This is a genomic window from Dyadobacter subterraneus (genome assembly GCF_015221875.1).
Taxonomy (GTDB): domain Bacteria; phylum Bacteroidota; class Bacteroidia; order Cytophagales; family Spirosomataceae; genus Dyadobacter; species Dyadobacter subterraneus.
The window spans coordinates 3507761-3534340 of record NZ_JACYGY010000001.1; the positions used below are offsets into that span (position 1 = coordinate 3507761).

At 37.4% G+C, this 26580-nt stretch carries 28 protein-coding genes; 19 read left to right on the forward strand and 9 right to left on the reverse strand.

From position 1 onward, the window contains the following. Window positions 1-69 precede the first annotated feature (69 nt). Together IEE83_RS14460 and IEE83_RS14465 are read left to right on the forward strand one after the other, a co-directional pair. A complete protein-coding gene (locus IEE83_RS14460) occupies window positions 70-915 on the forward strand; it encodes a sugar phosphate isomerase/epimerase family protein (protein WP_194121255.1) in 846 nt (281 codons plus the stop codon). A 65-nt stretch (window positions 916-980) separates the two neighbouring features. Next, window positions 981-1892 carry a sugar phosphate isomerase/epimerase family protein gene (locus tag IEE83_RS14465; protein ID WP_194121256.1) on the forward strand — a complete coding sequence of 304 codons (912 nt, stop codon included), beginning with the start codon at window positions 981-983 and terminating at the stop codon, window positions 1890-1892. Window positions 1893-1897: 5 nt separating this feature from the next. On the opposite strand, the gene IEE83_RS14470 is transcribed toward IEE83_RS14465, so the two are convergent. Continuing rightward, window positions 1898-2962 carry a zinc dependent phospholipase C family protein gene (locus IEE83_RS14470; RefSeq protein WP_194121257.1) on the reverse strand — a complete coding sequence of 355 codons (1065 nt, stop codon included), beginning with the start codon at window positions 2960-2962 and terminating at the stop codon, window positions 1898-1900. 313 nt (window positions 2963-3275) lie between these two features. Between IEE83_RS14470 and IEE83_RS14475 the strand changes: the two genes are divergently transcribed. Continuing rightward, complete coding sequence (locus tag IEE83_RS14475; RefSeq protein WP_228101813.1) at window positions 3276-3680, forward strand: Dabb family protein; 405 nt, start codon at window positions 3276-3278, stop codon at window positions 3678-3680. 72 nt (window positions 3681-3752) lie between these two features. On the opposite strand, the gene ung is transcribed toward IEE83_RS14475, so the two are convergent. Next, a complete protein-coding gene (gene ung / locus IEE83_RS14480) occupies window positions 3753-4418 on the reverse strand; it encodes a uracil-DNA glycosylase (RefSeq protein WP_194121258.1) in 666 nt (221 codons plus the stop codon). 149 nt (window positions 4419-4567) lie between these two features. Here ung and apaG point away from each other — a divergent pair, with 149 nt between their 5' ends. Then, window positions 4568-4954 (forward strand): Co2+/Mg2+ efflux facilitator ApaG/CorD, encoded by a 387-nt coding sequence (gene apaG, locus IEE83_RS14485; protein ID WP_194121259.1) that lies wholly within the window; start codon window positions 4568-4570, stop codon window positions 4952-4954. A gap of 56 nt (window positions 4955-5010) precedes the next feature. Next, window positions 5011-5787, forward strand: a complete 777-nt coding sequence (locus IEE83_RS14490) for an O-methyltransferase (protein ID WP_194121260.1) — start codon at window positions 5011-5013, stop codon at window positions 5785-5787. 11 nt (window positions 5788-5798) lie between these two features. On the opposite strand, the gene IEE83_RS14495 is transcribed toward IEE83_RS14490, so the two are convergent. After that, window positions 5799-6884 carry a zinc-binding metallopeptidase family protein gene (locus IEE83_RS14495; RefSeq protein ID WP_194121261.1) on the reverse strand — a complete coding sequence of 362 codons (1086 nt, stop codon included), beginning with the start codon at window positions 6882-6884 and terminating at the stop codon, window positions 5799-5801. 91 nt (window positions 6885-6975) lie between these two features. On the opposite strand from IEE83_RS14495, the gene IEE83_RS14500 reads away from it, so the two are divergent. The 7 genes from IEE83_RS14500 (at window position 6976) to IEE83_RS14530 (ending at window position 13740) form a co-directional block, all read left to right on the forward strand. Next, window positions 6976-7944, forward strand: a complete 969-nt coding sequence (locus IEE83_RS14500) for a DUF2157 domain-containing protein (RefSeq protein ID WP_194121262.1) — start codon at window positions 6976-6978, stop codon at window positions 7942-7944. Further along, the gene (locus tag IEE83_RS14505; RefSeq protein ID WP_194121263.1) at window positions 7941-9083 is read left to right on the forward strand and encodes a hypothetical protein; all 1143 of its coding nucleotides are present in this window, start codon (window positions 7941-7943) and stop codon (window positions 9081-9083) included. Before IEE83_RS14500 ends, IEE83_RS14505 begins: the two co-directional genes overlap by 4 nt. 58 nt (window positions 9084-9141) lie before the next feature. Further along, complete coding sequence (locus IEE83_RS14510; RefSeq protein WP_194121264.1) at window positions 9142-10134, forward strand: glycoside hydrolase family 43 protein; 993 nt, start codon at window positions 9142-9144, stop codon at window positions 10132-10134. A 440-nt stretch (window positions 10135-10574) separates the two neighbouring features. Then, window positions 10575-11363, forward strand: a complete 789-nt coding sequence (locus IEE83_RS14515) for an MlaE family ABC transporter permease (RefSeq protein ID WP_194121265.1) — start codon at window positions 10575-10577, stop codon at window positions 11361-11363. Window positions 11364-11369: 6 nt separating this feature from the next. After that, window positions 11370-12134 carry an ABC transporter ATP-binding protein gene (locus tag IEE83_RS14520; RefSeq protein WP_194121266.1) on the forward strand — a complete coding sequence of 255 codons (765 nt, stop codon included), beginning with the start codon at window positions 11370-11372 and terminating at the stop codon, window positions 12132-12134. Then, on the forward strand, window positions 12134-13162 hold the full coding sequence (locus tag IEE83_RS14525) for an MlaD family protein (protein WP_194121267.1): 1029 nt from the start codon (window positions 12134-12136) through the stop codon (window positions 13160-13162). Before IEE83_RS14520 ends, IEE83_RS14525 begins: the two co-directional genes overlap by 1 nt. A gap of 209 nt (window positions 13163-13371) precedes the next feature. Then, a complete protein-coding gene (locus IEE83_RS14530) occupies window positions 13372-13740 on the forward strand; it encodes an Hpt domain-containing protein (RefSeq protein WP_194121268.1) in 369 nt (122 codons plus the stop codon). 73 nt (window positions 13741-13813) lie between these two features. On the opposite strand, the gene IEE83_RS14535 is transcribed toward IEE83_RS14530, so the two are convergent. Next, window positions 13814-14986 (reverse strand): glycosyltransferase family 2 protein, encoded by a 1173-nt coding sequence (locus IEE83_RS14535; protein ID WP_194121269.1) that lies wholly within the window; start codon window positions 14984-14986, stop codon window positions 13814-13816. A 3-nt stretch (window positions 14987-14989) separates the two neighbouring features. Continuing rightward, on the reverse strand, window positions 14990-15910 hold the full coding sequence (locus IEE83_RS14540; RefSeq protein ID WP_228101814.1) for a glycosyltransferase family 2 protein: 921 nt from the start codon (window positions 15908-15910) through the stop codon (window positions 14990-14992). A 181-nt stretch (window positions 15911-16091) separates the two neighbouring features. On the opposite strand from IEE83_RS14540, the gene IEE83_RS14545 reads away from it, so the two are divergent. The 4 genes from IEE83_RS14545 to IEE83_RS14560 are packed head-to-tail and all read left to right on the forward strand — an operon-like array spanning window position 16092 to window position 18714. Further along, entirely contained in the window at window positions 16092-16643 is a 552-nt protein-coding gene (locus IEE83_RS14545) for a hypothetical protein (protein ID WP_194121270.1), read from the forward strand. Further along, window positions 16640-17797 carry a response regulator gene (locus IEE83_RS14550; protein WP_194121271.1) on the forward strand — a complete coding sequence of 386 codons (1158 nt, stop codon included), beginning with the start codon at window positions 16640-16642 and terminating at the stop codon, window positions 17795-17797. Before IEE83_RS14545 ends, IEE83_RS14550 begins: the two co-directional genes overlap by 4 nt. Before the next feature lie 5 nt (window positions 17798-17802). After that, entirely contained in the window at window positions 17803-18144 is a 342-nt protein-coding gene (locus IEE83_RS14555) for an STAS domain-containing protein (protein WP_194121272.1), read from the forward strand. After that, complete coding sequence (locus tag IEE83_RS14560) at window positions 18145-18714, forward strand: anti-sigma regulatory factor (RefSeq protein ID WP_194121273.1); 570 nt, start codon at window positions 18145-18147, stop codon at window positions 18712-18714. 2 nt (window positions 18715-18716) lie between these two features. On the opposite strand, the gene IEE83_RS14565 is transcribed toward IEE83_RS14560, so the two are convergent. Next, window positions 18717-19934 carry a glycosyltransferase gene (locus IEE83_RS14565; RefSeq protein ID WP_194121274.1) on the reverse strand — a complete coding sequence of 406 codons (1218 nt, stop codon included), beginning with the start codon at window positions 19932-19934 and terminating at the stop codon, window positions 18717-18719. Between the two features lie 248 nt (window positions 19935-20182). On the opposite strand from IEE83_RS14565, the gene IEE83_RS14570 reads away from it, so the two are divergent. Both IEE83_RS14570 and IEE83_RS14575 read left to right on the forward strand, forming a co-directional pair. Then, window positions 20183-21169 carry a WaaS/CpsH family glycosyltransferase gene (locus IEE83_RS14570; RefSeq protein ID WP_194121275.1) on the forward strand — a complete coding sequence of 329 codons (987 nt, stop codon included), beginning with the start codon at window positions 20183-20185 and terminating at the stop codon, window positions 21167-21169. A 38-nt stretch (window positions 21170-21207) separates the two neighbouring features. Continuing rightward, a complete protein-coding gene (locus tag IEE83_RS14575) occupies window positions 21208-22308 on the forward strand; it encodes a glycosyltransferase family 4 protein (protein ID WP_194121276.1) in 1101 nt (366 codons plus the stop codon). A 4-nt stretch (window positions 22309-22312) separates the two neighbouring features. Here IEE83_RS14575 and IEE83_RS14580 read toward each other — a convergent pair whose 3' ends face one another. Genes IEE83_RS14580 through IEE83_RS14590 form a run of 3 tightly spaced genes read right to left on the reverse strand, consistent with a single transcriptional unit; the run spans window position 22313 to window position 25390 of the window. Beyond that, the gene (locus IEE83_RS14580) at window positions 22313-23125 is read right to left on the reverse strand and encodes an alpha-1,2-fucosyltransferase (protein ID WP_194121277.1); all 813 of its coding nucleotides are present in this window, start codon (window positions 23123-23125) and stop codon (window positions 22313-22315) included. Between the two features lie 5 nt (window positions 23126-23130). After that, the gene (locus IEE83_RS14585; protein WP_194121278.1) at window positions 23131-24501 is read right to left on the reverse strand and encodes a flippase; all 1371 of its coding nucleotides are present in this window, start codon (window positions 24499-24501) and stop codon (window positions 23131-23133) included. 4 nt (window positions 24502-24505) lie between these two features. After that, window positions 24506-25390, reverse strand: coding sequence for a hypothetical protein (locus IEE83_RS14590; RefSeq protein WP_228101815.1), 885 nt, complete (start codon window positions 25388-25390; stop codon window positions 24506-24508). A gap of 295 nt (window positions 25391-25685) precedes the next feature. On the opposite strand from IEE83_RS14590, the gene IEE83_RS14595 reads away from it, so the two are divergent. Continuing rightward, window positions 25686-26549: a glycosyltransferase family 2 protein gene (locus IEE83_RS14595; RefSeq protein WP_194121280.1), complete on the forward strand. Its 864-nt coding sequence runs from the start codon at window positions 25686-25688 to the stop codon at window positions 26547-26549. Window positions 26550-26580 lie beyond the last annotated feature (31 nt).

Below are 26580 nucleotides of genomic sequence, written 5' to 3' on the forward strand. Positions count from 1 at the left end.
GTATTATCGAGTAGTTCACATTGCACTTTATCTTTTTTAAGTGTTTATTTCTTATCTAATACTAATTCTATGCAATTCTTAAAATCTACTTTGCTATTCAGTTTACTTGTAGCCTGCGGGCTATCTGCTTCGGCACAAAATGCGCCAGAAGACAAATCCGGCTGGAAACTTGGTTCACAATCTTACACTTTTCGCCTTTTCACCTTTGCCGAAGCGCTGAAAAAAATCGATAGTTGCGGCCTGAAATATGTTGAAGCATTTCCGGGACAAAAACTTGGAGGCGGTGTCGAAGGCAATATGGATTTTAAAATGGATACAGCAAAACGTCAGGAAGTTAAAAATCTTCTAAAAAAATACGGAATTACAATCACTGCTTTCGGCGTAGTAAACGCTACAAACGAAGAAGAATGGAAAACGCTATTTGAATTTGCGAAAGATATGGGCATTCTGAATATTGATACAGAACCAAAACCTGAACAATTCGCCTACATTGCACCGCTTGCAGATAAATACAAAATTAATGTTGCACTACACAATCACCCAAAACCATCGCATTACTGGTCTCCGGATTCTGTGCTGAAATATGCTGCCAAAAGTAAATTTATTGGTTCTTGTTCCGATATTGGTCACTGGGTACGTTCGGGTCTTGATCCGGTTGCTTGTTTGAAACAATTGAACGGTCATGTGCTTGGACTGCACTTTAAGGATGTAGTTAAAGATACACCAGACGGAAAATATCATGACGTAGTTTGGGGAAAAGGTGACAGCAAAGTGGATGGTGTTATCGCGGAACTTAAACGCCAGAAATTCAAAGGACCTATTTCCGTTGAATATGAATACCATTGGGAAAATAATGGCCCTGAGGTGGCAGAAAGCGTTAAATATTTCCGCACAACTTTTCAAAAAGTGAAATAAAACGGCCCAATTGCTAGTTTAAAAATTGAACAAAATATTACCTTTTCATATTAACAACAGCATTTATGACTTATAACCGCCGGTTATTTTTAAAATCAGCAGGAGCCGCAGCCGCTGGCTCATTGGTTTTGACACTAGCAGCTTGTGGAGGATCAAAAGAAAAATCTTCCGAAGGTACCGACTCTACGGGTGTTGCATCCGCAGGCGCAGGAACTCCATCAATTCCTGATTTTGGATTGCAACTTTACAGCGTACGCGACATTATCGGTGCCGATCCAAAAGGTGTATTAAAACAAATCGCAGGTTTAGGATACAAAAAACTTGAAAGTTATGCCGGCGACAAGGGTTTCTTATGGGGATTGACGCCAAAAGAATACAAGGCATATATGGACGAGTTGGGCATCGTGACAGTAAGTACGCATGCTGACACGACCAAAGATCTTGAAAAAGCAGCAACAGAAGCTAAGGAAGCTGGTTTGTCTTATATTTTGCAGCCATACATCGGTCCACAGAAAACGTTGGATGAATGGAAAAAACGTGCAGAAGAATTTAACAAAAGAGGAGAAATCTGTAATAAAGTGGGTATCAAATTTGGATATCACAACCACGATTATTCATTCAAAGAACTTGAAGGTAAAATTCCACAGGAAATTCTTCTGGACGGAACAGACAAATCGCTTGTTCACTATGAACTGGATTTGATGTGGATTGTTGCCGCAAAACAGGATGCAGCGGCACATTTGAAAAAATATGCCGGCCGTTATGACCTTGTGCACATCAAAGATCTTGTGAGCAAACCGGAAAATCATTCAACAGATTTGGGTAAAGGGGAAATTGATTTTGCAAGTCTGTTGAAAGTGGCTTCTGACAGCGGAGTTACACAATTCATCGTTGAACAGGAAGAATATCCAGGACCCGTCTTGACAAGTATTGGCAACGACGCCGAATACATGAAAAAACTTGTTTTTAAATCATAACACTATTACTGATCACTTTCTGATCTGATATTAAGAAGTCGCCGTAACCAGCCTTGCTGTTCGGCGACTTCTGTTTTTTTATCTTTATCATCAAAAGAAAAATTGGCAATTTCTTTCAAATCCGGTTGTCCGGCGTTGATCCAGCACGTAAACCAAATGTCACTCACCATCTCGATAGAATTTTTCATTTGCCTCTCTACCTGCCCTTTCAATTTCATATGATACTGGTTTGAAAATTCTTCTGAATAGGTTCTGACCAGAATATTATTTCTAAGTTCATAGCTGAATTTTTTATCAGTCTCAAAAGACTCGGTCAATTCTTTTTCAAAAAGAAACACAGAATCAACCGCTATATGCGCACGGTTCATGGAAAACCAAATTTGATCCGTCAGGTTTACTATGTATTTAGCTTCGCCTACCCACAAATCATAGTCATTTGCATAAAGCTCCGGCAGTCTGCTTTCCCAGAATCCGTGAATTCCTTCCTGCCTGGTAAGCTGTCCGTTATAATTTCTTGTAGTGTGTAAGGGAACATTTGAATCTGCTGCGTAATGACCTAAATCCGCAGAGATCATCAGAATTCGTTTTGGATCCTTGTCCTTGAAAGCTTCCGTCAATTGAAAAGCAGCCGTTTGCACATACCATGGAACAATTCCATGTTTTCTTAAACTATCCTCTCCAATTTTTTTAATTGCTGCTGGCCAATAATGAGGAAGTTTTTGTATCGCACTATCTCCATAAACATCAAGATCTATGAAATGCCTTTCCGCTTCTCCAACCACAGCATATCTGCGCCGATCCGGATTTACTGCATTCTCCGTCAGATAATCAATATGCTTTTTGTAAAAGTATTGCATATCAAGAGGTAAGCGATAAACTGCTAATCTGTTAATTCTCTTGTGCGCCCAAAATCCCCAGGTTGACGAAAATCCCAATTTTGGGAATAGAAAAAATGCCAACAGAAAGAAAATCAGCGCTTTTTTGAAAAAAAAGTGATTTTTTTTCAAAAATATTTCGGTTAAATCAACGTGGGTTTCCATAGATAATTTGGGAGCTAAAAAAGATGTCATTTTATCCCGTTTATACTGGATTTTCCAAAAAAAGTAACCAATCCATATTTGCTGGAAAGCTGTTTTTCAGCTTTTCACATTTTTTTTATCAAATCAATACTTTTTAAATACTTCGTACCTAGTTAACTCGAAAACATTACCGTAAAACACACCCAAATAAAATTCTATCCATATTGAATTAGCATATCATTAATTTTGAAAAACACTGCAAAAACAATATTATTAATATTATTTAAAGAAATAATGCAATTATAAATATTTGTTTTACATTTGTTTAACAATAAGATATGACTGTTATATAAGTCCAAAAAAGATGAGAACTAAAAATAAAACCATAGGATATTTAGTACCGGTATTTATGCTAAGCGTGTTTATGCTTATCATTTACGGAGCATACGTTCCTCACAAAGCAGCTGAAACACAGCGTATTGTTTGTATCAAATTTAAACCTGGTACAACAAGCGAAGAAATGGAAAAAGAAATGCGTGATTTTGCAGTTTTGAAAAATAATGTGAAAGACGTAGTTGCTTATTCAGCTGGCAGAGTTCAAAAAACTGATGGAAACAAAAGTGAATACGATGTTATTCATTATTTGACTTTCCGCACAGATGAAGCTGCTAAACAATATGCTTCAAATGCATATCGCAATGATTTTGTGAAAAGCAATGAGTCCCACTGGGACAAAGTATTGGAAATGAATTCCGATATCGAAAAGTAATTATTTAATAGTAATAGGAGTGAAAATTATTAAAAAGAGTCGGGCTTCCCGACTCTTTTTTTCTTATATCCATTACCAGTTTATTGGTTTCAATCCGTTTTCCTCCAGGTAAGCATTCGCCTTGCTGAAATGTTTGGTTCCGAACCATCCACCATAGTTGGCAGCCATTGGAGACGGATGTTTGGCTTTCAATACGTAATGCTTGCTCTCATCAATTACCTTTCCCTTATCCTGAGCATATTTCCCCCAAAGCATAAAAACAACATTTTTCTTTTCATCAGAAACACATTTGATAACCGCGTCCGTAAAAGTTTCCCAACCCTTTCCTTGATGAGAACCTGCCTTGCCGGCTTCAACGGTTAAAGTCGAATTCAATAGTAGAACGCCTTGTGACGCCCAGCGTTCCAGATTTCCGGTTGTTGGAATAGGTTTGCCCAAATCGTCTTTTATTTCTTTAAAAATATTCAGCAGAGAAGGTGGCATTCTTACACCATCATTTACAGAAAAACAAAGTCCGTTTGCTTGTCCAAAACCATGGTACGGATCCTGTCCTAAAATCACAACCTCACAAGCATCGAAGCTGCAATAGTTAAAAGCATTAAAGATTTGCTTCGCTGGTGGGAATATTTGTTTAGTCGCGTACTCACTTTTTACGAAATCCGTCACGGCTGCGAAATATGGTTTTTCAAATTCCGCCGCCAGGCGCTTTTTCCACGACTCTTCTATTTTAACATCCATACTTTTATTATTAATTAAAATCCAAATTAATTGATTTTTGATTTGCTTTTATCAGTAAATGATGACTATTTTCGTTAATAGTGAAGTTTAACAAAAGACATACCAACAATTTTGTTAATCAAGATATTCAACACTATCCCTCAATCCGTATGGTTTCGAAAGTGACAGATGGCGTAAAAGTCACAGTATTGACAGAATATCAGCCTGATTACTCAAATCCAAGGCAGGATCATTATGTGTTCACCTACAAGATTCTTATTGAAAATCATAGTGAACACACCGTAAAATTGCTGCGTAGACATTGGCTTATCTATGACGCCAACGGAACAGTGCGCGAAGTGGAAGGCGAAGGAATTGTAGGATTACAACCTGTTTTGGAGCCTGGCGATGTTCACGATTATGTTTCAGGCTGTAATTTGCGTACAGATCTTGGTAAAATGGCCGGTACATATTTAATGGAAAGAGTTTTGGATGGCCGGCAGTTTCGTGTTATTATTCCTGCTTTTGCGCTGGTAGTTCCCTATCGCTTAAACTGATATTTTTCATTCCTGCAATTTCTATTGCTGCCAACATTTCATAAAAATTTCTTCAATTGATTACTGCTTACTTTAAGTACCTTTTGCGTTCAGGAAATGAACATTCGATTCACTCTCCTTTTCTTTTTGATTTATATACCAAGGTTATAAAAGACAAAAAAGAAAATCATCCTGATTATTCTGCTTTAAAGTTATTAAGAAAAGAGCTGCTGGCTTCTAATGAAGAAATTGAGATTCTGGATCTTGGAGCAGGATCGCGTATCAATAAATCCAATCTTAGAAAAATAAAAACGATTGCTAAAAACGCTGAAAAGCCTGAAAAATTTGGGAAACTTTTTCATCGTTTAATCCGTCATTTCCAACCTGAAAGTTTGCTGGAACTGGGTACCTCTCTTGGGCTCACCACGCTTTACATGGCAAAAGCAAAACCGGATTCACAGATTATTTCTTTTGAAGGTTGTCCGGAAACTGCTAATGTAGCTTTACGCAACTTCAAAAAGTCAGGTTCTAAAAACATAGAAATTGTTTTGGGAAACATAGATGAAACTTTGCCTGAGCATTTAAAGAAATTTACCAACGGACTTGATTATGCGTACTTTGATGCCAATCATCGCTACGAGCCTACGGTCAGATATTTTGAGGATTGTCTGCCCTATGCCAAAAATGATTCAATCTTTATTTTTGATGACATTTACTGGTCAGAGGAAATGACGCAAGCCTGGGAATACATTAAATCGCATCCGCAAGTAACACTCACAGTTGACTTATTCTGGATAGGTCTGGTTTTTTTTAGAAAAGAACAAGTCAAAGAGGATTTCGTATTAAGATTTTAATCGAAAAAATTCTAACTTAATTGCTTTCTTCCGCCAGCCTCTTTCACAATTTCGTGAATAAATCGCAGCTTTTCTTTAATGGTTCTGCTTATTACAAAAGGATACAAATCGCGCAAACCCATACTTCTGTTCAAACTATTCATCGCAAAAGTCAGCGGAAGCCACATGTCAATGATTTCATCAAAATTGTTAACGGTATAAGGGTCGACAAAGGAAGTATTCATATCATCTTCCGGCCTCACCACACGCGGTCTGACATTCAATCCAAAGGAATCAGCCGTTTCAAGTGTGTCGACGATGTGCATGTAATGCGCCCAGGTTTCCGCCCAGTCTTCCCAGGGATGCGCGCTGGCGTATTTGCTGATGAACTGTTTTTTCCAGATTTGTGATGATTTATTAGAATAATACTGTTGCAGGGCAAAACCGTAATCTGCTCTTTCATCTCCGAACAAATTTCTGAAAAGAAATAATTTGTTTGTTTTGCCTATCAAAATATCCCAATAGTAATGTCCGATTTCATGTCTGAAATGACCAAGCAACGTGCGGTAAACCTCATTCATCTGATTTCTTGACATTTCACGGTAGATATCATCAGCCTCTGCTATATTGATGGTTATCAAACCATTATCATGTCCGGTCAGAATCCTTTGCCCATTCGTAGCATTTCTATCGGATAAGAAATCAAACATAATTCCTCCCAGCCCAAAAGAATTTTTACTTTTAACTTCCAGACCGAATCTCAACAAAGAATGTATCAGTCTGCGTTTAGCAGTTTCTACCCGGTACCATTTATCGTAATCATCCTTTTGTCCTAAATACGGAATGGTTCTGTTTAATTCACAGGCTACACAAAACGGGGAATTGCCATTTACCGGAACCAACCAGTTGCATACATTATGTCCGTGATTCTGGCAATATTTATAGGAGCTTTGATTACCGTTTTGGTTTATAAGTTTAAACGATTTATTATTTTCCGGTTTAAGCGCGTATAGTTTAAGCTCTTGTGTTTCGAAGCCCAAAGAAGAATGGCAATGCTGACAATAAATATTTTCAAAATAGACGGCATGGCCGCAATTACTGCATTTAAATAACTTCATATTTTACTACTTATTAACTGGCAATATACAGATTCCAAGAATCAATTATCTTTAAAAATTATTTCTACACATTTTCCTCATTTCTCACGCAATGACGACCAAATCAATTCTGGAAAGTTTCACTCAGAAAGGAATTTTACCGGAAGAACAAGCAATTTTGATTGCTGAATATGAACGAACCAAATCTTTTTCCATCCACCGCGAACTTCGCGCCATCCTCTATCTTGGCATCACACTGCTGACGACTGGTTTAGGAATTCTGATTTATAAAAACATTGATACAATCGGTCATCAGGCCATTATTGCATTGATTGCGGTATCCATCCTTGCTTGCTTTTATTATCTTTTTAAGCATGCACAACCTTTCAGCAAAGGAATTATAAAAAACACGGAGCCATTTTCAGAATACGTGTTAATTCTTGGCTGCACTTTATTTCTGCTACTTGAAGGATACTTACAATATCAATATGAATTTTTTGGTACCCGTTATGGTATTGCAATATTTATTCCAACCGTACTTTTCTTTTTGTGCGCATACAGATTCGATAACCGCGCCGTACTTTCCATGGCCATAACCGGTCTTGCTTCCTGGCTAGGGTTGACGATTTCACCGTTGTCTGTTTTAGAGAAGAATGATTTTACTGCCCCAGGTATCATTATTACAAGCATTGTTCTCGGTGTATTGTTAGTAGTAATCAGCTGGCTTTCAGAGAAAAGTGATTGGAAAAGTCATTTTAGGTTTACCTATATTCTTTTTGGAGGAAACCTTGCAGCGATTGCCGGATTGGCAGGATTGTTCAATAATGATCCCAAAATCATTTATTTTTTAATTACGGCAGCTTTGTGTACATTTTTAATACAAACCGCCAGGAAAACCCAATCTCTGCTATTCTTATTGATGGGTGTTATTTATGGATATATCGCTGTAACATACGCAGCATTTATCTTCTTACCCGACTCCATTCTTGCCGGTTTAAGCATATTCTACTTTCTTTTTACGAGTGTCGGCGTGCTATTATTCCTTTTGAACGTAAAAAAAATCCTCGGACTTAAAAAATGAAAAAGGCATACAACGAACTCTGGATCACCAATCTTAATATTCAAAATATTAGCCGGTCATGGCATAGAAAAAATTTGATTACTACAAAACAATTGGAACAGATAACCATCGATTTTCCCGAGGCATTTTACAAGCCCGGAATATTTGTTAAAACCGGTCTTTTTTTGTTTACAATTTTGGCTGGGTCATTTTTTTCGGGTTTCATTTCTCTGTTTTTTCTGGAAAACAGTACTGATAAAATTTTTACCGTAATAAGCATTGTATGTGCCGTAAGCTACTTTTTTGCCTTGGAATATTCAATTAAAGATCGCAAGCTTTTTCATTCCGGCATTGATAACGCATTGCTTTATATGGCAGAAGTTGCAACGCTTATTCCTGTTTTCTTAACATTTGAACATTTAAAAATCTGGCAGTATTGTCTGATTATACTGGTTGTTAACAGCGTTCTTCTGATTCGTTATGCTGACATTTTAATTGCATTTATAAGTGTTGGAGCGTTGTATGTGATGTTTGCCAACATTATTATTGCAAGTCCGCAATTGAAGCCGTTTTTACCTTTTTTCCTTATGCTGATATCAGCTGTCATATATTACTTCAACAAAGTGAATTATGGAGTTTATTATGCTAATTGTCAAACGGTTATAAAAATATTTTCGTTGGTCGTATTCTATTTGGGAGGGAATTATTATGTGGTCAGAGAAGGAAATGCGTTACTCTCGGATTTACGTACACCCATCGCTCCGCAAATTCCGTTTTCCCTATTATTTTATATATTAACTACTGCCATTCCGCTAATTTTTATTTTTTTCGGGCTGAGAAACAAGGATCGGATCTTGTTGATTATCGGTCTGTTAACAACAGCCTTTTCAGTTTTTACTTACTGCTATTATTTCGACATCATCCCGGTAGAAATTATTCTGACTGTGGCAGGTTTAGCATTAATACTGCTCACAATATTCTTAATCAATTATCTAAAAACTCCGAAATTTGGCGTCTCTGATGAAAAAGATGACAGCCAGAATTTTGCTAATCTGGAAGCGATAATTATTGCGCATCAATTTGGACAATCGCCGGCAGGAGATCAATTACATTTTGGTGGCGGAGATTTTGGTGGCGGTGGAGCTGGAATTTCATATTGAGAGGTGAGAAATTTGATTTCCCTCCTACTCCGCTTAACTTGCAATAAAAATCTGATCTATGAAAAAACAGCTTCTTTTATTTTCTCTTTTAGTTTTAACTGCCAATGCCTACGCCCAGGACACAAAAAAAACTTCCGGGAACCCTGTGTTTACAGGATGGTACGCTGATCCTGAGGGCATTATTTTCAATTCCAAACCCCGGGGAAATCAATACTGGATCTATCCAACATTTTCCGCTCCTTACAAAGACCAGGTTTTTATGGATGCATTTTCATCCAAAGATCTTGTCACCTGGACCAAGCACCCAAAAGTTTTGGACACTTTAAATGTTAAATGGGCGAAAAAAGCACTTTGGGCGCCATCTATTATTGAAAAAGATAAAAAATATTACATGTTCTTCGGAGCAAATGATATTCAAAGTGACAACGAAAGCGGAGGCATAGGTGTGGCAGTTTCTGACAAACCGGAAGGGCCTTTCAAAGATCATTTGGGGAAACCGTTGATTGATAAATTCCACAATGGTGCACAGCCGATAGATCAATTTGTATTTAAAGATAAAGATGGGCAATACTATCTTTATTACGGTGGCTGGAAACATTGTAATGTGGCGAAATTGAAAAATGATTTCACAGGATTTATTCCTTTCGAAGATGGAAAAATCTTCAAAGAAATCACACCGGAAAGTTATGTTGAAGGTCCGTTTATGTTTATCCGTAATGGAAAATATTATTTTATGTGGTCGGAAGGCGGATGGACTGGACCTAATTATTCTGTTGCTTATGCCATAGCAGATTCTCCGTTTGGACCTTTCAAACGAATTGGCAAAATATTGCAACAAGACCCAAAAGTTGGTACCGGAGCGGGGCACCACTCAGTGATTAAAGTACCTGGAAAAGACCAGTGGTATATTGTATACCATCGCCGTCCATTAACTGAAACAGATGGTAATCACCGTGTTACCTGTGTTGATGTGATGACATTTGATGACAAAGGAATGATCAATCCTGTGGTTATTACCAATGAAGGTGTAAAGCCACAACCCTTGAAATAAAGTAAATTTAACAGGACGTAATTGTAACATTACGTCCTGTTACAATATAGTCAGATCAATTCCTCCCGTTTAGGCAAATTACTAACAGGTTTTTCAAAATCTACATTCTACCATTTCCACATTCTTCTCAAATCATACGGTAGAAACATTTCCGGATTATTTTTTGCAAATATTATTGCCAGGAATATCTCTGGTTTGGAACGCCAAATCGATATTCTTGTTGTTAAGAATATACGTTTTGCCAAATTTTGATTTATATTAATTTAGGCAATTTCAAAAAATATGCCTCCAAATGCAATACATGGAATGCTTTTTGCTATTACAAATCGACAAAGAATAAATCGGGGAAAAGATGTCTAAAACGAAGGTTCAAAAATGAAGCCGCAGGAAAACCAAAACATTTATACATATAGGTCATTTAAACTTTGCAATAATTTTTAATGAGCACGAAACAAAAAGATCATGTTTTCACGAAAAATATAGACCATGCCCTTCTATCCGTATTCAATGGCTATAAATTTTTTATCCGATTTTTCAAAGAGGCCTTCCGCGGCCGCATGGAATTCCAGGAACTTGTAAAGCAATGTTATGCAATTGGTTATAAATCGTTATTGCTTATCGGCATGACGGGTTTTATTACCGGGATGGTTTTTACAAAACAGTCAAGACCTTCTCTTGCTGAATTTGGTGCTACTTCCTGGTTGCCTTCACTGGTATCAATTGCCATTGTTCGTGCGCTTGCCGCATTGGTTACAGCACTTATCAGTGCAGGGAAAGTTGGTTCCAGTATTGGTGCGGAACTTGGTTCAATGCGCGTTACGGAGCAAATTGATGCCATGGAAGTTTCAGCCATTAATCCTTTCAAATTTTTAGTGGTTACCAGAGTTCTTGCTTCAACAATCACAATTCCTCTTTTGATGTTTTACTGTACGCTCGTTGGTTTGATGGGTGCATTCTTAAACGTATATCTTAATGAGGGCACAAGTGTAAGATCTTTTATAGAAAAGGCATTTGAGCAAATTACTTTCCTTGATCTTGGAACATCGGTTGCCAAGGCAGTTGCCTACGGATTTACAATTGGAATCGTAGGTTGTTATCAGGGATATAACGCTACCAAAGGAACTGAGGGCGTTGGAAAGGCTGCTAATACATCGGTGGTATTATCTATGTTTCTGATTTTCATAGAGGAAGTGATTATTGTTCAGGTATCAAATTATTTCAGAGCTTAGAAATATATGCAAAACGATACAGAAAAAAAGGATTCGATCATTTCCATCAAGGATGTATACAAAGCCTTCGGGGATTTGAAAGTCCTGAACGGAGTAAATCTTGAAGTTTACAGCGGAGAAAATGTTGTAGTTCTTGGTAGATCCGGAACAGGAAAATCGGTTTTAATCAAAATTATTGTTGGTCTTTTACAGCAAGACAAAGGCTCGGTCAATGTACTTGGGCATGAAGTTTCACAATTAAATGAAAAGGAGCTTAATGACCTGCGTAGAAAAATAGGTTTTTCATTCCAGAATAGTGCCTTGTACGATAGTATGACCGTTCGCGAAAACCTGGAATTTCCTTTGGTTCGAAACGTTGCGGGACTGTCAAAGGCGGATGTCAATGAGCAGGTTGAGTCTGTACTGGAATCGGTTGGATTATCCCAAACGATAAATCAGGTTCCATCACAACTTTCGGGAGGTCAAAGAAAACGCATCGGTATAGCCAGAACGCTTATTTTAAAGCCTGAAATAATGCTTTATGATGAACCGACTGCCGGTCTTGACCCGATCACTTGTATTGAAATCAACGAACTGATCAATGAGGTTAAGGAAAAATATAAAACAACATCTATCATTATTACTCATGATTTGACCTGCGCGAGACAAACCGGAGACCGGGTAGCGATGCTGCTCGACGGCCAGTTTCAGCAAACAGGCACATTTGAAGAGGTATTTGCTTCGAAAGAAGAAAGGGTTAAAAGTTTTTACGATTATAATTTTATTCAATAATGGAAACAAGCAATAGAAAACGCTCCATCGTAGTAGGTCTGTTCGTAGTATTAGGGTTGATTATTTTACTCGTCGGGATTCTCACGATAGGAAGTATGAAAAAAGTCTTTTCATCGAATATAACCGTGAAAACAATCTTTGAAGACGTCAACGGTCTTAAAGCCGGTAACAATATCTGGTATTCAGGTGTGAAAATCGGGACAGTAAAATCTCTTCGTTTTCTTCCAAATTCACAAGTGGAAGTAATGATGAATATTGAAGAAAAATCACAGCAGTTCGTCAGAAAAGATGCCCTTGCCAAAGTGGGTACGGATGGACTGATTGGAAATAAAATTATCGTTATTTATGGAGGAACACAAAAGGTGCCATCCATTGAAGACGGTGATCAGCTGGCTGTTGCAAAAGTGGAAAGCACCGATGAAATGTTAAGTGTACTTTCTGAAAACAACAAAAATCTTTTGTCCATCACAGATGCCTTCAAGAAAATCAGTAAAAATATTCTGGAAGGAAGAGGAACGGTTGGTATGCTGCTTAATGATGAAAAACTGTATCGTGATGTAGAAACTACTTTGGCAGGATTAAATAAAGCATCTGTAAACGCTCAAAATCTTACAGCTTCACTTTCTGCTTACACTGCCAAATTAAACCAAAAAGGTGGGCTGGCTAATGACCTTGCAACGGATACAACAATTATGCATAGTGTTCGTGGCACAATGGCACGTCTTGATCAAACTGTTAACTCTGCTAATCAGATGGTTAACAATTTAAAAACAGCTAGCGCAGACATTAATTCAAATTCGAAAAGTCCGATCGGTGTACTGCTTCATGATGAAGTAACGGCATCAAATCTGAAAAACACCATTCTAAATCTTGAAACGAGCACGTCGAAACTGGATGAAAATATGATCGCTTTGCGCTCTAACTTCCTGTTCCGCAGATATTTTAAGAAACAGGATAAGAATAAGGCCAAACAAGAAGATGAATTAAAAAAGCAGGAAATGAAGGCAGATACGGGGTCTGTTAAATAAAAAGTAGAAGATATTTTTTATAGTTAACCAGACAATGCGAGACTCTTTTTTAAGAAAAAAAAGATAAATTAATTTATACTACAAATTAATAAAAGAACTCCATCTAACTTTGTAGTTGGTAAAGACTTTTATAAGTTCGGAAAAGGATCACATATGGTTCACCGATTTAAGTGTAATAAACTCTCATTTTAACCCGTAATAAAATCTGCATGGCACTCCAACTTAACCCTGCACTCGACGTTAATTACCTAAATCAGGTTTACGGTGACGACCCGTCGATAGTTCAAATTATTTTTGAAGCGTTCTTAGCTGACTCTTTGCCACGCTGGCAGGGTTTGCAGACAGTTTTAGAAGATGAAAATCTTACAGAAGCTGCGAGTATTGTTCATGGAATCAAGCCTTCTTTTACCATGGCAGGGCTTACTAACATCAGACCGAAAGTTGAAGAGCTTGAAAAAGCCATTCATGCTGAAACCAAAATAAATGATCTGATTGCACACTACCACAGAATCAGCGAAGATGTTTATTCAATAACACCGATTTTGGAGCAGGAAGCTGAGCGGTTGGGGAAACTTTAAGATATAAAAAAATAAAAACCGCATATCCCTTTTCAGGAATATGCGGTTTTTATTTTTCAGGCTTTCAGGAAACTCAGGCAGTTTTCCTTTTTGATTTTTCCCAGGCTGCACTTTGACTTCCTTTAAAATACCTGTTTATGCCTGCGATGACTGCGTAGTTCATCACACAGAAATAATATGGCACAAATAACGCCTTTACTTTTATCTTTCGCCTTTCCAGCAACCATCCTGCCAAAGAGGCACCGTAAAATAAAACCTGGCCAAAAAGGATAATAATATAAATCGGATTTTCAGATTCAAGGCAGATAACAAAATTCAAAATCAATACCAGAATCATAAGAAACGGTGTTACAGTCCAGCGCAAAACACGGTGACTGACATACTGAAACCAAAGAAGCGGATGCTCAAATGGCGTCATCAGCTTTTTAAGGCGTAAAATCGATTGAATTCCGCCAGCCGCTATACGTACTTTTCTTTTCAATTCTTCCTTGATATTGTCGGATGAAAGTTCTGAAGCATACGCGTCAGGTTCATATATAATTCTGTATCCCTGCTGGGCGATAAGCATGGAAATCATAAAATCATCAAGAATTGTATCTGGTTCAACTTCCTTATAAAGTGATCTTCTGACACTAAACAATTCTCCCGCTGCACCCACAACTGAATACAATTCTGAATCCCATTCTTTTAATTTTGACTCATATTTCCAGTAAAATCCCTCTCCTGCCGTTGCATCCGAAACCTCATCCTGCAAAACCCTTTTCTCCCCTGAAACAGCACCGACAGTAGGATCTGCGTAATGACGGGCGATGAGCAGCAGTGCATCCTTATTTAAAAAAGTATTCGCATCTGTATAAACAACTACCTCACTATCAACCTCATGCATAGCGCGATGGATTGCCATTATTTTTCCGCTTCTTGCCGCAGAATGCATTAATTTTATTTGTGGATGCTGTGCTATCAAATCCGGCGTCCGGTCTGTGGAACCATCCGTAACAAAAAGGATCTGTAACTTTCCCTGCGGATAATTCAGACCTAACGTATTTTGTATCTTTTCTTCAATTAAAGATTCCTCATTATATGCGGCGACAACAAGTGTCAGTGTTGGGAAATTCTGATCAAGGCCTGGATAAATGCGCGCTCCTTTAATGATTCTCCTGATTCTTACCAGAATATAAAGCACAATCCCATAACCGAGGAAGGTATAAAAAACGATAAATAAACTGATCCAGAAAAGAATTTCCATACGTTAAGGTTTTAGGGTATAGCCCAGATTTGTGCTGTCTGTGTTATTAGAAAAATGCCAGGTAATGGCGCTGATAAATACAGGAATAAATTTGTATTCCTTATATATCAGGTAGTGTAGTATATTTCTCGGAAATACTGTCGCCATGAAATAGCAGCAAAAGATAGCAAAGGTTGCTGTCGAAGTATTTTTACGAATAAATAGGATTCTGTTTCTTGTCATAAAAAATTCCTTCAAGGCTGATCTTTTTCCAACCGAGATGGATTCTTTGTGAAAAATTAATGCCTGAAGGTCAACGTGAATTTCGTAACCTGCTTTTCTGATACGCTCACACCAGTCCAGTTCTTCAAAATACAGAAAATAATTTTCTGCCATTAATCCCGCTTTTTCGATCGCTTCTTTTCTGATCATCATGGCCGCACCGTGCGCATAACCCGTCGGCCCGGTAAGTGAATCGTACTGACCTTTGTCTTCCTCAAACTGACCGACACAAGCATTGCGGGCAGTGTAATAATTCATTGGAGTATAGCCGGCATATTGCAACATTCCCGGCTGATCAAAGTAATGGATTTTGGGCGAAATGACACCGATAACCGGGTTATTGTCAAGTGCCTGAACCAGTTTTTCTATAAGCAGTTCAGTAACTTCCGTGTCATTGTTAATCAAAAAATAGTAATCTCCCGTTGCCTGCTCTATACCTAAATTGTTGCCCCCTGCAAAACCGGTATTGGCCTCAGAGCGGATAAAAATAACGTCAGGGTATTTTAACTTCCAGGTTAGTACATGGTTCTCTTTGCTCCCATTATCTACAACAATTATTTCGAGGTTCTGATACGAATTGACTTCCTGTAACGACCGCAGCAGATCTTCTGTAATTTTTGGCTGATTAAAATTTACTGTAACGACGGAAACTTTTTTCATCATAAATAAGACGAGTATTTTACAGCAAAAACAGGAATTTATTTTATTGATTTTGTAGAATTATTTCAAAATTAACAATAAAAATATAGCTTTAAACAAAATATGGACATTGAAGGAAATTTTCAATTAAATAATATTTTAAAAATTACAGGATACAGTTAAAATATAATTTATCATAGATAAAGTGAAAATCCCTCGTCTGCTTGATTCAAATAAAATTCCTGAAAATATTCCTGACGAAGTTCAGCAGCTCAGTCGTGAAAATCAGTTATTAGAAAAAAAGATTCAGGAACTTATTGAAGCTATTGAAGTTTCTACCGTAACCAGCCAAAGTTCGAAACAATATCAAAAAAGGATTTCCGAAGCATTCCAAAAATCTCTACAAACGCCAAAAGAACTTTTGCCATTCAAAGAACTGGATCAGGACAACAATTTGTCGCGGGAAGAACTACTTGAAGGATTGGAAAAATTGCTTTCTGAAAATACATTTGACAGTGAAGTAAGCAAAACATATCAGCGCAAAAATACACTTCAGAAAGGTTTGATGTTTATACTGGCCATTCTGCTCATCGTGGTAGGATTTGCCATGATCATCATGCCAGCTCCGCCAAGCTTTGAGATTTTTACTGTTTTCTATTTTAATGCAAATGACGGAGTAACAATCATGGATCTGGTTTCTTTACTCATTATTTTTGGTGGAGTACTTGTCTTTGTTTTAAATTTTAACAAAAAATGATCGCGCTTCCGGAATCTCCTACATCAGTAAAAAAAATACTTCTGGTAGAAGACAATCTTCTTTTCAGGAAAGTGATGGAAGCATCCCTGAAAAAAGCCGGTTACACGTGCGTATTATGTGATTCTGCCTCCGCTGCCTTACTTTTATTGCAGAACGAAACACCAGACCTGATCCTTTCAGATTACGATATGCCGGAAATAAACGGCTTCGACTTTCGTCAGGCAGTACTACTCAACCCTGTAATTCGTGATATTCCGTTTGTATTTCTTACTTCATTTACGGACAATTCATTGGTTCTTGAAGGTTTGAATATGAATGCCCTGGATTATATTAATAAGGAAACGCCGTTGCCGGTTATCATATCCAAGTTAAACAATATCATAAAATCGCTTGAAAACGAGCATATCCGATCAATCCGGGAACTTCGAATTGCTGCTGAAACACTCAACGTAAAATCCATTCCGACTGCAAGCCCTACGACCGCAGGTTTCAGAATTCATTTCTGGCATAAAGGTTACCGTGGCTATCCGGGAGGGGATTTTATAGATTTTGTCCAGGTCGATGAGCGTTATTGTTTTGCCTTTCTTGGCGATATTATGGGGAAAAAGTGGAAAGCCTGGTTCTTCACTTTTGGATTTTTAAGCTACATACGTGCTGCAATCCGGTTTTGCGTTTTGGATAATGATTTTACACTGGACTCGATCGTAACCAAAATAAACAAACTTGTCTATCTGGATGAAAGCCTTCAGAATATTCTATCCAGCCTGTCTCTTATATTGCTCGACAGCGAAACCGGCGAAGTACATTACACCGGAGCGGGCGACTTACCGCTTATTTATTTTAAACCGGCCGATTTAGTTCCGCAAACATTGCTCTCGTCTGGCTTGCTGCTTGGCTTACTTGAAGACGGAATGTACGACAAGCAAATCATCAACATGAAAACCGGCGACCAACTGGTCATATTCACCGATGGAATGATTGATATCCCGTCAAACGGTTCCAAGAAAAGCGATTACCCATTTTTTGTTGAAAAAATTAGCCCATTTTTAGGTAACATAAATAGTTTTGAATTAATAAAATCCAACGTTTTAGAAAGAATTGATGACAGTAATCAAATGGACGACGCCAGCATCATTTTTATAGAAAAACATTAACCCTCATGATACTAAAAGTTAACGACATCGGAAATATTGTACAGGCAACGATTTTGCCGGAAGAAGCAAGTCTGGCTAACGCTGACATGTTTAAGGAAGAAATGATTACGCTTGTTGCCAACGGTGCCAGGCTGATCATAGTCAGTTTTGAAAACGTGAACTATATAGACAGTTCATTCCTCGGAAGTCTTGTGGTGGCATTAAAATATGCAATGCCCAGAAAAACAGATATTTACCTGGTAGCGCTGAAACCAGATGTCAAAAATCTGCTCACTTTGATTAGAATGGATAAAGTTTTCAAAATTTTCACAAATTACGAGCAAGCCATGGAAACATTTAATTTGTAGATGAAAACATACAATCACAAGAAGTCATTCATATTCCATAATAAAGCAGAAGGGTTAGCTTCGGTTGTAAGAAGCTGTGTTGAGTATATTGAGGAACAAAATGAGTTCTTGGGTGTGCCGATTGCAATGCATTCTAAAATAAAATGGGCAATTACAGAATTATTAATTAACGGTGCCAAACATTCCGGCTCCGAAAAAAGCCGGCTCAATTTAATATTTACGGAAACCTCCCTGACTATTGAAAAGGAAGATTATGGCAATCCGCTTGGTTTAAAAGTGGATGAAGGAACCAGAAGATTGCAGTGGCCGCTGCCAGAAAATGTCTTAAATCAGCAATTCGAAGTCTATCGGAATGGTATGGATTCCTTGCGTGTTTACACCGAGGATGAAAAAAGCGCATTTTTTATAGTAGAAGAAATGGAAGATGAAGAAATGCCACTCTTATTGGTCAATACGAGTGAGCATTTCGGATTAATGATTATTGCAAAAGCTTCGAGCCGGTTTACCTATGCATTTGAAAGCAAAACGGGGAAAAATATATTTAGCATTCAATTTGATTACAGTGGGTAATATTATCTGCCCGACTGTTTTTGCAAAATCCTGTTATTCATTATTTCAGCCATTTCATTGACCCTTTTCTCCCATGTATTATTAGCTGCAATAGCGATCCTTTCGCTGATCTTATCAGCGCCGCTGTTTAAAAGTGCGTGATCAATTGCGTTGGAAAAGGTGGCTGCATTATCACAGTAAGCTACACTGTTGCCCGTGAAATCTTTTAAATCCAGATTAAAATCTGTGGCTACAACAGGCTTTCCAGCTCCCAGATATTCAAATAATTTCAACGGAAAAATGGTACGGCTTACTTCATCTTTCTTAAAAGGGATCAGGGCGACGTCAAATCCTTTAATTATAGACGGCATTGCCTCATAAGGAACAGAACCAATAAATTTGACATTGGAAAAACTGAAAAACGTATCCGGTACATATTCTTTTGAAACGGGTCCCACAAACACAAAATTTTTGTCCGGATTTTGTTTTATAACTTCCTCCAAAAGAATGTAATCCATCCGTCTTTCAATGGCTCCGAAATATCCGATAACCGGTTTTTTGATCGTTGAAATCAAATCCGAAATTGGTAAATCCGCGTTCAAGGCCTTGCTGCTGTGCGAAAGATCTGCTGCGTTAGGCACAAAAAAGGTATGCGGATTTTGTCCTATTTTCTCAGTGTAAAGCTGTTTGCTGCTACATAATACCACGTCACTATTTCTTATCAATATCTCCTCAGAAACAATACCATGGCGACTGTCAAATGGCAAAATCAGAGGATCCAGGCAGTGATAAACTTCCAGAATCGGACTCAGTTTAGGGCCGATGTTCGGGTAATGAAAATTAAAGGAGTTAATAAAAATGAAATCACGAATTTTAAATTTACTAACAATTCTCTTAATCTTATAAGCAATAAGGAATTCATTAACTTTTAAAGCCAAACGGAATATTGTGCCTTCCGGTAAGAAATTGATCGAAAAAACCACAGGCGGAACAACTATGGACAATCCGGGAGTTTCAGAAGCAATAACGTTTGTATTGAATAATGAAAAGTATTTTTTCCGCCGCCCGTGTTGAGCGGTGCCCTTTAAACGAAAATAATCTTTTAGCGTATAAGGATTTTCTACGTAGTAAACTGTATTATTTTCTGCAAGAAGACGGGCGGTGGTGTAATTAGTCGATTCAATTTCTGAATCAAGTCGTGGCAATCCGAAAATGATAATCTGTTGTCCGTTGAGTTTCATTATTAAAAATCTGAATAAGAGAAATTAGTGCCTCTACACTCCTTTAAATAAATAAATACTTACATTTATACTACATATCATTCGGCAAACTTGTAGAATGAGTTCATCAGGTAAAGATCAATAATATTTTGATATTGTGTCAATCAATTCCTTTTTGAAGAGGAGATTTTTCTAAACTTTAACACCTGATAGTCTAATTTATTATAAACCTTTTTTACCACGTCAAACTCAACGCCCCTCATATTGTTATGGCTGAAAATCCAAATTATGAAAATCAAAAACTGAATGACAAAAAAATTCTACTTATCGGTGTCAAGTTTTATCATTTCACGCATGAAGTAATTGCTAAAATGAAGCATTACGGAGCAGATGTAACATTTTTTTATGAGCGTGATACCTCACTTAAATTTGCCTTTGCCAAAACATTTAATTCTGACTATGCAGATAAGTTACAAGAAAATCATTATCAAAATGTTCTGGCGAAAGTAAAGGATACCAAATTTGATTACCTGCTGGTCATACGGGGATATATGATGGAGCCCTGGTTTGTTAAGGAGATAAAAAATAGTAATCCGGGAATAAAAACAATTATGTATCAATGGGATTCTTATTCCAATTGGGAATGTGACTACCGCCACATGATTTCTTCATTCGATGTGGTGAAAACTTTTGATCCACGGGATGCAGAAGAACTGAATTTACCTTACGTACCTACATTTTCGAGTGATGAATATTCAAATTTGCCGGAAGAGAAGCCGAAGTACGATATATTTTATTCCGGAGGTTTTACTTATCCAAGATATGACTTTTTGAAACAAATTATAAATTATTCAAAAGACAATAACCTGAAACTCTATTCTCATCTCGCAATCAGTATGAAATCTTATCTCAGGGAAATTGCCGGAGGAAACAAAATTGATCCTTCATTACTTTCATTTAAAAATCTGAATAAGGAAGAATATCTTAAAGTATTTATTGCATCAAACGTCATCATTGATTACACAAAAGATAATCAGGCTGGGATTACCATGAGGACACTGGATACACTTATGGCCGGAAAAAAAATTCTCACCAATAATACATTTGTAAGCCAGGAACCAGGTTTCAGACCGGACCAGGTTCAATTTTTCAATCCAAAAGAATTTGCAGCCGACCAGGAGTTTGTAAAAAAAGAAGTGTACTTTCCTAAGCTCGATTATTCAATAGACAAATTTCTGGCTAATATTTTCAATTAATTACCAACCCCTATAAAGATTACTCAACGAATTTATTTATGACAAAAGTGCTATTCGACCACCAGAAATTTACCACCCAGCGCTATGGTGGCATAAGCAGGTACTTTGCCAATATTATTGAACAGATTAACAATTCGGAAGATTTTTCCAGTGAAGTAGGTTTGATATATTCACAAAACCATTACTTGAAAAATAATTTTTCTTCCCTGGATAAATACCTGGCCAAACCACTTAAATATCAAAGAATTTTAAATAAGCTTTATGAACTAAACCAGGCCTATTCAAACCACCTCGTTAAACAGAATAAATTTGATATTTTTCATCCTACCTACTACGATCCATATTTTATTGGGAAGATAAAAAAGCCATTTGTGACTACTATCCATGACATGACTTATGAGAAATTCCCCGAATATTTCTGGGCTCAGGATCCGTTGACTTTTCAAAAAAGACGTCACATAGAAAATGCTAACGCCATCATTGCTATATCAGAAACCACTAAAAGTGACCTGCTTAAATATCATGATGTAAGTGAAGATAAGGTCGCAGTTATCTATCACGGGATCGATTTGGATGTGCCATTGGTATTCAATCCGGTTAATAACCTTCCATCTAATTACCTGTTGTACGTTGGAGACCGAAGTGGATACAAAAATTTCTATCTCTTTATTGATGCATTTAAGAAGTTATCTGCGAAATATCCGGATTTGAATGTCGTGCTTACAGGCGGCGGGAGTTTGGGAATTGCAGATCAGGAGTTGCTGTATCGTCTTAAAATTACGGACAAAGTGAAACACGTTAATGTCACGGATGAGCAATTAAATTTTCTTTATCAAAATGCTTTACTTTTTGTCTATCCATCTCTTCACGAAGGTTTCGGGCTTCCGATCCTTGAAGCTTTTAAAGCAAAATGTCCGATTTTGTTAAGCGATACACCCTGCTTTCGAGAAATTGCAAGAGATGCAGTAGAATATTTTGAGACTTACAAAATGGAGGATCTGGCTTATAAGATTGAATCTTTTATAACAGATTCGTCCAAAAGAGATATGTTGATAGCAAAGGGTTTGCAAAGGCTTCGTGATTTCCCTCTGGATGTTTCTATCCAAAAGACACTTGATTTGTATAAAACATTAGTATAAAACGTTATTCAAGAACATCCCGCCAAATAAAGCGGTCAGTCATGATCCCTATGGGATGTTCTCTTCCAATTCTGAAACCAAACCAGTTTTTCGGTGCAATCACTGTATTTTTCTTCGGGCATAAGTATGCAGCCCACCATGCAAAAGTACTATTTGAAATAATGGCAACGTCCGCGTTATGAATCAACTGAAAATCCAGAATTTCTGAGTTGCTCGAAAAAATATAATTGTCTTTTTCGGGAAATTCTTTCCTGACAAAATCCATGTCATCACTCACAAAGAAAACCTTATAATTGTTAAGATTTTCAATTGAATTCAATTGCTTCTTGAAGTATTCAATCGGCAAGGAAATGTCTCTTTTACCATAAGATAAATAGTCGGTGCGTCGTATATGGACCACAACGGTCTTATTTTTTTTGAAAATCTCTCCAAACTTATTATCAAACTGGTCTGTGAATTCTTTTTTTATAGTAGGTATAACGCCTGCGGGCAGGTGTTTAACGTAAAAATCTGATTGAAAAAAGCCGTTATAAATCGTAAAGTTAACCGGAGTGCGCTCTTTTGGTGCAAAAAAGTTATGCACGTAAATATCCTTAAAGCTTAAAATTTTAGGCACCCCACGCGCAAAAATGGAATAAATTTTGGAGCCAAGCGTAAGATTATGATAGGTCCCAAGGTCAAAATACTTGGTCAGATAGGCATGGTGCGGATTAGTAAAAAAATAAATTTTGCTGTTATCTCTTGATTTGAGATATAAAAGGAAAAAATACTGGAATAATTGATTTCCAAGCCGACCGTTAAATTTTATTCCTACCATGCTTATTATTTCTGTAAGTGATCTATCTGGCCAGATCTCCTGTTCAATGCCGGTTTAATATATTTTTCAAAGAATTCTGGGTAAAACTTCACAAGGTGGACCAGAGTATTCCATAAGCTGACACCTATTTCTTTTTTCAAGATCACCTGCGCTACGATAAAACCTATGATATTGGAAACCAGTGTGGCATATGCTGCACCCATCACTCCTATTTTTTTTATAAAAATATAATTAAGACCAAGGTTAACAATGGTAGTGCCGACAACTACCAGGAATGTAATTTTTGTTTTACCAATAGAATCCAGAATTGTACCAAATTGTCTTCCATACGGAATTAATAAACAATACAATAAGGTTACGTGAAGAAGTGGTATAGAATCTGTATACTTTTCACCGGCAATAAAGTGTATTACAAAATCAGAAAAAAAGTACAGAAATAAAACCCCTGGCAACACCAACGCCAGCGTCGTTCCTACCGACTTTTCATATAAATATTTAATTGCACCTGTGCCCTCCTCCTCCATCCTTTTTGAACTCTGAGGAAACACCACGACGGCAATAGCATTACCCGGTATATCGATCAGGTTAGTGATCCGGACTGCAATGTTAAACGCACCCGAAGCTGCCGGAGATAATAGGGCTCCAAGCATCATTTGATCTACTGTACCCGACAAAAGCGAACTGACAGAAGTACCGAAGGCATATTTTCCATATCCAAACAACCTGTCAAGCCATGGCCGCCCCATGGATAAAGAAAATGTAAAGTTGTGTCTTACATAACGGTAGGCAACAATCAGACTCAAAATAAGACTTAGTGCCTGCACCCAAACAAGATATACAAGTTCAATCTTGAAATTTGTCAGATAACAAATCAGTACAAAGCCAAAAAACGTAGATTGGCGAACAAGATTGTTAAGAAAAATACCGTTGAATTTTAAATTGGCTTGCTCAACCGCATTGAACTGCGTTAGTATACCAGAGAAAATAAAAACAATCACATAGCTATAAAGCAGCCCGATCAACTGAGGTGATGACCAGATCCGGCTTAGATATGGTGCGAATATGACAAGCAGCAAAATACTGGCAGCCGAAACAAGACCACTAATAAAAGTAGATGCCGCAATAATTTCAGGATGTTCTTTTTTATCAGAAGACGACAGATATTTTATAAGAGCGTTTTGAATAAGACCACTCCTGATTGCTTCAAGAATTGTAGTAACAGACATAAATAATGTCCAAACCCCGAAATCTTGCTTATTTAATACACGCACTAAAATGTAAAAACCTGCAAATCCAAAAAATACCCCTGAAAAGTTCTGGAGAACATTTAGTATTCCTGATTTAACCCAATAATGACCTTTTGACTTGTCTTCCATTATTTCAGGGATTTACAAAATACTTATCAACGAAAGTTTTAACGTCCTCATCCGTTTTAGCGTGATAAATACTTGCTCCGGAAAACTTGGGGTATAACTTTTCAAAACATTTAAAATGATGCTCCGGGCCTTTCTTGGAAAGAATCAGATTAATTCCGCCAAAATAGCTGGCCAATGTGGCTGTTCCGCCGTGTATGGATATAAAATGAGAAGCGTTTGCGTAAACCATCATTTGCAAATGATTGAAATTACGCGCTTTTGCCTTATTTTCAGTATACAGGTCTTCCATTAAAATCACTTCCGGATACTCCTTAGCCAACCAGCTGAACTCATCCATATCATAGATATCACTGTTATCCATTGTGATATTTTGCGGACGTGGCCTGTTATAGATAACCGTGTACTTATCTTTCAGAAGGTCAAGTATATACGTAAGCATTTCTATGCTGTAAAAACTGATGGGCGGACCGTCCCATTCCATATTGTAGCGATTTGCTATAATAAGGATCGGCTTCTCGTATACGTAAATTTCGTTTTTATATTCTTCTTTGAGTGGCACAGGCAGCCACTTTTTCATATCGTAATCCTGGCTGTACAAAATGCGTGGCATTTCAAAATTGTAATTGCCCTCATTCGTTCTTGTGTCAAAACGTTCCTCATGGTTTTCAGAGAAAAAGTACATTTCTCTTGTATATTTTGAAGAATGTGTACTTTTCAAAGTACCATTCTTAAAATGCCAGTACGCAAACGGAAGTACAAATTGAAGTTCAGGAGCAAACTCTCCGTTGAACGAAAGGTCTTTATATTTCGGCTTGAAAAGATAATCTTTTAACAAATATTTCCACTGCACGACCTGGCAGTAATAGGTATCCCGGTAATAATACTTCAAGTCTAATGGTAAACGCCCATACCTAATTCGCACAATAAAACTTAAAACTTTATTTAACATATTCAAATATCGTTGAGCTGGTTTACCACTCTGGGCCTTCAAATTTAAAGCCTTTTTTAAAAGTTTTCCAAAAAAAACTGTCAATAGACTTCTAATCTCAAAAGTAGAATTAATTTGTCAAAAAAAAATAAAATATTACAGTTATTGAATCAAACCGTTTTATTCTTTATTCAATAACTATAACTTTGGTAAAAAATCAGTTCCTTTATATACTCAACAATTGCTTTAAAAGTTTATGTCCCTTTTCAGTCTTCCTGCGTGGTCCAAGTCACACCTGTATCCAGGTAAAAGGTTCGATGATTTGACAACGGCTGAAATTGAAGATCTCAGAAGCAGGATTAGCTCTTTTAGCTCTGATCATGCAGATGTTTCAATCGTGATTCCTGTTTGGAATGAACAAGATAATGTTTTTCGTACTTTATCTTCGTTATCCTCAAATAAGACGGATTATCAGGTTGAAATTATAGTTATAAATAACAATTCCACAGACAGAACGCAGGAAGTAATCGATAAAATTGGAGTCATAAATTATCTTCAACCGAAACAAGGTACGCCTTTTGCGAGGCAGCTTGGACTGGAAAAGGCAAAAGGTAAATACTATCTCTGCGCTGACGCGGATACTTTATATCCTCCGCAATGGATTAATCAAATGGTAGGCCCCATGGCAACGGATTCTGAGGTAACTGGTGTTTATGGACGTTATTCCTTCATTCCCCCAGACGGAAGCAGCAGATTAGGTCTGACATTTTATGAACTACTGACCTCAATAATAATAAGAGTCCGGCAACGTAAAAGGGAATATTTAAATGTATATGGTTTTAACATGGGTTTTATCACCAGTGTTGGGATTAGTACCGGAGGGTTTAACGTAATCGGCGACCGGCAGTATGCAGGTGTTGTCGGAAGTGATTATGCTAACGATGCAGAAGACGGGCGCATGGCGAGAAATCTCCGGACAAAAGGAAGGTTGGCTCTTGTTTCACATCCCAAAGCACGTGTTTTTACTTCATCAAGGCGTCTAATGGATGACGGTAGTATATGGAATGCATTTATAAACCGGGCAAAATTGCAATTGAAAATTTTCCGTGAGTTTATGTAGTTTTTAAATTACCTGAATTGAATAAGTGTAA

Bases quoted from the DNA above. Each gene is read 5' to 3' on its own strand.
- ung (WP_194121258.1), bottom strand. From the start codon at position 4,418: ATGGATGTTAAAATAGAAGAGTCGTGGAAAAAGCGCCTGGCGGCGGAA.
- IEE83_RS14540 (WP_228101814.1), bottom strand. From the start codon at position 15,910: ATGATGAAAAAAGTTTCCGTCGTTACAGTAAATTTTAATCAGCCAAAA.
- IEE83_RS14470 (WP_194121257.1), bottom strand. From the start codon at position 2,962: ATGACATCTTTTTTAGCTCCCAAATTATCTATGGAAACCCACGTTGAT.
- IEE83_RS14570 (WP_194121275.1), top strand. From the start codon at position 20,183: ATGGCTGAAAATCCAAATTATGAAAATCAAAAACTGAATGACAAAAAA.
- IEE83_RS14495 (WP_194121261.1), bottom strand. From the start codon at position 6,884: ATGAAGTTATTTAAATGCAGTAATTGCGGCCATGCCGTCTATTTTGAA.
- IEE83_RS14595 (WP_194121280.1), top strand. From the start codon at position 25,686: ATGTCCCTTTTCAGTCTTCCTGCGTGGTCCAAGTCACACCTGTATCCA.
- IEE83_RS14515 (WP_194121265.1), top strand. From the start codon at position 10,575: ATGAGCACGAAACAAAAAGATCATGTTTTCACGAAAAATATAGACCAT.
- IEE83_RS14580 (WP_194121277.1), bottom strand. From the start codon at position 23,125: ATGGTAGGAATAAAATTTAACGGTCGGCTTGGAAATCAATTATTCCAG.
- IEE83_RS14505 (WP_194121263.1), top strand. From the start codon at position 7,941: ATGAAAAAGGCATACAACGAACTCTGGATCACCAATCTTAATATTCAA.
- IEE83_RS14585 (WP_194121278.1), bottom strand. From the start codon at position 24,501: ATGGAAGACAAGTCAAAAGGTCATTATTGGGTTAAATCAGGAATACTA.
- IEE83_RS14565 (WP_194121274.1), bottom strand. From the start codon at position 19,934: ATGAAACTCAACGGACAACAGATTATCATTTTCGGATTGCCACGACTT.
- apaG (WP_194121259.1), top strand. From the start codon at position 4,568: ATGGTTTCGAAAGTGACAGATGGCGTAAAAGTCACAGTATTGACAGAA.
- IEE83_RS14520 (WP_194121266.1), top strand. From the start codon at position 11,370: ATGCAAAACGATACAGAAAAAAAGGATTCGATCATTTCCATCAAGGAT.
- IEE83_RS14465 (WP_194121256.1), top strand. From the start codon at position 981: ATGACTTATAACCGCCGGTTATTTTTAAAATCAGCAGGAGCCGCAGCC.
- IEE83_RS14460 (WP_194121255.1), top strand. From the start codon at position 70: ATGCAATTCTTAAAATCTACTTTGCTATTCAGTTTACTTGTAGCCTGC.
- IEE83_RS14475 (WP_228101813.1), top strand. From the start codon at position 3,276: ATGAGAACTAAAAATAAAACCATAGGATATTTAGTACCGGTATTTATG.
- IEE83_RS14525 (WP_194121267.1), top strand. From the start codon at position 12,134: ATGGAAACAAGCAATAGAAAACGCTCCATCGTAGTAGGTCTGTTCGTA.
- IEE83_RS14500 (WP_194121262.1), top strand. From the start codon at position 6,976: ATGACGACCAAATCAATTCTGGAAAGTTTCACTCAGAAAGGAATTTTA.
- IEE83_RS14510 (WP_194121264.1), top strand. From the start codon at position 9,142: ATGAAAAAACAGCTTCTTTTATTTTCTCTTTTAGTTTTAACTGCCAAT.
- IEE83_RS14535 (WP_194121269.1), bottom strand. From the start codon at position 14,986: ATGGAAATTCTTTTCTGGATCAGTTTATTTATCGTTTTTTATACCTTC.
- IEE83_RS14555 (WP_194121272.1), top strand. From the start codon at position 17,803: ATGATACTAAAAGTTAACGACATCGGAAATATTGTACAGGCAACGATT.
- IEE83_RS14550 (WP_194121271.1), top strand. From the start codon at position 16,640: ATGATCGCGCTTCCGGAATCTCCTACATCAGTAAAAAAAATACTTCTG.
- IEE83_RS14575 (WP_194121276.1), top strand. From the start codon at position 21,208: ATGACAAAAGTGCTATTCGACCACCAGAAATTTACCACCCAGCGCTAT.
- IEE83_RS14530 (WP_194121268.1), top strand. From the start codon at position 13,372: ATGGCACTCCAACTTAACCCTGCACTCGACGTTAATTACCTAAATCAG.
- IEE83_RS14560 (WP_194121273.1), top strand. From the start codon at position 18,145: ATGAAAACATACAATCACAAGAAGTCATTCATATTCCATAATAAAGCA.